This window comes from Algoriphagus aestuariicola (assembly GCF_017254835.1).
Lineage (GTDB): Bacteria > Bacteroidota > Bacteroidia > Cytophagales > Cyclobacteriaceae > Algoriphagus > Algoriphagus aestuariicola.
In genome coordinates this window covers 1-287 of record NZ_JAFKCW010000068.1, presented here as the reverse complement: position 1 = coordinate 287, position 287 = coordinate 1, and the positions used below count along the sequence as shown (strand labels likewise).

At 62.7% G+C, this 287-nt stretch carries 1 protein-coding gene; it reads left to right on the top strand.

Annotated features, from left to right (window positions below; translation table 11 throughout):
- A partial coding sequence (locus J0A67_RS23695; protein WP_206571697.1) for a phosphatase PAP2 family protein occupies positions 1-287 on the top strand: 287 nt, incomplete at both ends.

The window sequence follows — 287 nt, the reverse complement described above, 5'->3', positions numbered from 1 at the left end:
ATCTGATCATCATCGTGCCGCTGCTGATCGTCGGTCTTTGGCTGTGGGGGCCGCAAAGCCAGCTGGTTTCGCAACGCCAGGTGGTAGCGAAAACCACTATCGCGCTGCTGTTCGCCATGCTTGCCGCTTCCGCTATTGGCGCGCTGCTGCCGCATGAGCGCCCGTTCGTCGCCGGCGTTGGTTATACCTTCCTGCCACACGCGCCGGACAGCTCGTTCCCGAGCGATCACGGCACCGCCATCTTTACCTTCGCGCTGGCGTTCCTGTTCTGGCACCGCGTTTGGTCC